4 protein-coding genes are annotated in these 3,220 nt (G+C 47.4%); 2 read left to right on the forward strand and 2 right to left on the reverse strand.

Going from position 1 to position 3,220, the window contains the following annotated elements:
* A partial coding sequence (locus FW767_RS13235) for a hypothetical protein (RefSeq protein ID WP_205523921.1) occupies positions 1-221 on the reverse strand: 221 nt, incomplete at its 3' end.
* On the opposite strand from FW767_RS13235, the gene FW767_RS12845 reads away from it, so the two are divergent.
* A complete protein-coding gene (locus tag FW767_RS12845) occupies positions 139-537 on the forward strand; it encodes a PIN domain-containing protein (protein ID WP_121700417.1) in 399 nt (132 codons plus the stop codon). The genes FW767_RS13235 and FW767_RS12845 overlap by 83 nt on opposite strands.
* A gap of 191 nt (positions 538-728) precedes the next feature.
* The gene (locus tag FW767_RS12850) at positions 729-2,243 is read left to right on the forward strand and encodes a Fic family protein (protein WP_121700418.1); all 1,515 of its coding nucleotides are present in this window, start codon (positions 729-731) and stop codon (positions 2,241-2,243) included.
* Between the two features lie 393 nt (positions 2,244-2,636).
* Here FW767_RS12850 and FW767_RS12855 read toward each other — a convergent pair.
* Positions 2,637-3,220: ISAon1 family transposase (locus FW767_RS12855; RefSeq protein WP_235898132.1), on the reverse strand; the 584-nt coding region annotated here is incomplete at its 5' end.

Raw genomic sequence — 3,220 nt, forward strand, 5'->3', positions numbered from 1 at the left:
ACTCGGGTTCTTAAATCTACACAAAAAATCTCTAATAACTCTTGTGTTAAGCGGTTAATGTTATTTGGGCCAAAAGGGTCAATCATATTATGGCCAAAGGGGTGAATTCTGTTTGGCCAAAAGGGTCTGGATTTAGTGGTGGCGGAAATTGCAGATGCCGACCAGCGAAGAATTTTTGATGAACTTGTTGCCCGAGGGGAAATATCCGTCGATGGATTCACTGCTGATGAAGTGATTGAAATTGTTGAGGAACACTCGTCAGTTTCCGGCAATCTCTCCATACCCGATTGCTCGGTATGCTATTTCGCAAGAAAGCATAACGTACCAATGTTGACGGGCGACCGACGGCTTAGACGCTATGCAGAAGAACAGTCAATCGAGGTGCATGGCATCCTCTTCATATTCGATGAGTTGGTCAGGCATGACATCATATCGACATCAATGGCGGCAGACCGACTTGAAGAATTATTCGCCATCAACGCCCGACTACCGAAGGCTGAAATCCGGGATCGTATCAACCGTTGGAGAAACAATTGAGATTACAAAATAAGAGCTTGATATGATAAACGGGAAGATACGATAATGAACCGAATAAGATTTTGTTAATTCGGCAATTATGATTACCTTTGCAGCAAATACGAGTATCTCTGCAACAACAAATACGAGCAATCATCCGTTAATAAATACGAGAAACTCTCATTGAACAAAGACTAATAAGATGTGACAATATGGCGACTATTCAAGAATTGCTGGCTGATTCGCTGGAGGTGCTTCGGCAGCTTCAGGATAAAGAACCAAATTTAATCCTGCGCGGTACGGAGGCCATTTCGCGTACCCATCTGAACCGTCTGTTGGCAAACGGATGGCTTCAGGAAGTGATGAAGGGATGGTATATTCCTTCACGACCGGGAAGCGAGGGCGACACCACCGTGTGGTACACGTCATATTGGCATTTTGTGCGTGCCTACGCCGATTCACGTTTCGGCTCTGACTGGAGTCTGTCTGCCGATTCTTCACTTGATTTCCATTCCGGCAAGACCACTGTTCCGGGCCAGTTGATTCTTAAATCTCCAAAAGCAAGCAATAACATAGTCAGTCTTCCATACGGCCACACCCTGCTTCCGCTTAAATCGGAACTTACACAAAATATTGTCGTAGACCCCATATATGGGTTGCGTCTCTATAGCCTTGAATCCGCATTAGTATACGCTTCCCCATCATATTATTCCAATGACCCCATGTCTGCACGGATATGCCTGTCGATGATCGACAACGCAAGCGAATTGTTGAAGATTCTGACTGATAAAGGAGCCACGACAAGAGCCGGACGCATTATCGGTGCGCTTCGGAGTGTCGGCAAAGGGGCTATTGCAGATGAGATACTGTTGACGATGAGAGATTTTGGATATGCTGTCTCTGAGTACAACCCATTTTCTGCCGAGACAGACACGACAGCCATATATGCCAAATCGCCATACGCGGCACGTATAAGAATGATGTGGGCGACAATGAGGGAACAGGTATTGGAAAATTTTCCGCAAACTCCTGAAGCGGTCGCCGACATAGAATCGTATCTCGAACATGTGGATGAAAAATATCTTGAAGACGCCTATCACTCTCTTTCCATAGAGGGCTATCAGGTATCGAGAGAACTTATCGAAAAGGTTAGATCGGGCAATTGGAAACCGGACAGTGACGACAAGGAACAAAAGAGCGCACTTGTGGCGCGTGGCTATTATCAGGCATTTCAGTCGGTAAAGGAGTCGGTCAGAAAGATACTTGCGGGACAAAATGCGGGCGGCGTTTTGGAAGAAGATCATTCCCGATGGTATCGCCAGATGTGGATGCCGTTTGTCACCGCCGGTATTCTTACAGCGTCAGACCTCATCGGGTATCGCACAAATCAGGTCTATATTCGAGGTTCACAGCACATTCCTCTTAATCCCCGCGCTGTGTCGGACGCCATGCCGGAATTGTTCCGACTGATAAGTGAGGAGCCTGATCCGAGAGTAAGAGCCGTGCTGGGGCATTTTATGTTTGTATTCATACATCCCTACATGGATGGGAACGGACGTATGGGACGCTTTATCCTTAACGCCATGCTTGCCTCGGGGGGCTATCCATGGACTGTTGTACCGTTAGAGAAACGTCGGGAATATATGTCCGCTCTTGAAAATGCAAGCGTCCGGGGCGACATATCGGATTTCACCAGACTGATTTCCGGTCTCGTTGCGAGGCCATAATATTTTAACAACCGGTCATAAAATTTTCTAAAATGAACCCTCGGACTTGAATATCAGTGGAAAAAGCATTAACTTTGCAATACCCTTAGAATCCCTTTGGGTCACGTGGCGAGCGGCTGCGTGAGGATATAGAAATTTAGGTTGCAAATTCGCTACACACGAATGTTAACCAATTGCAACTCGTTGATATGTGTACATTTGGAGCGTAAGGTTCAAGTTCCTCCAGCTCCACTATTAGTTCTTTGCCGAGGCAAAGCGCCTGCGGCGATTACAGAACCAAATCGGAAAATTCGAGACAAACCTCGGGCTATCAAATAGTTCCGAGGTTTTATCATATCCAATCCTGCCTCGGGCCGAGGACTGATATAAGGGCGCATGGTAAAAAACCTGTGTTTAAGCGTATATTTTGCAAAGTCGGAAGATGAAAAATTTAGTGTCGTTTACGCCGTGTAGTTTGGCTCTGAATGCCTTGATTTTTGAGTTGATAGATTCGGCAGATGCGTTTGTTGAGCGGTTGTCAAAGAAGTTGAGTATCTCGTCGGCGTGCTCATAAAATGTGGCTGCGATTGTATTGAATGACTTGAATCCGGCTTGGGCGACGCTGTTGTACCATCGGGCAAGATTCAATCGGGCGCAGTCTTTTGTCGAGCGTCTGTTGAATATGGTCCTTAGGTTCTGGGACAGGCGGTAGGCTTCCTTCAGGTCCGGGTATAGCCTGAACAGCATCCCGGCCCGCTGCCTTTGCGAGACCGTCCACTTTTCGGGAGATTTGAACAGAGCATAGCGGCCTCTGGCCAGCAGTTCCTTGAGCGTGTCGCCGTTTTCAAGACGTTCCGCCACATACTTGCGCCCCTCGATCTTTGCGCTCTCCCTGCCGTCGGTATCGGCATTGATGGCGTCCCAACGGTGCTTTATACGTATTTCCTGAACAGCGTCAAGGGCGAGCCGCTGTAGATGGAACCGGTCAATCACACGTG

Origin of the sequence: Heminiphilus faecis (assembly GCF_008728965.1) — a bacterium.
Taxonomy (GTDB): Bacteria; Bacteroidota; Bacteroidia; order Bacteroidales; family Muribaculaceae; genus Muribaculum; species Muribaculum faecis.

Bases quoted from the DNA above. Each gene is read 5' to 3' on its own strand.
- FW767_RS12850 (WP_121700418.1), top strand. From the start codon at position 729: ATGGCGACTATTCAAGAATTGCTGGCTGATTCGCTGGAGGTGCTTCGG.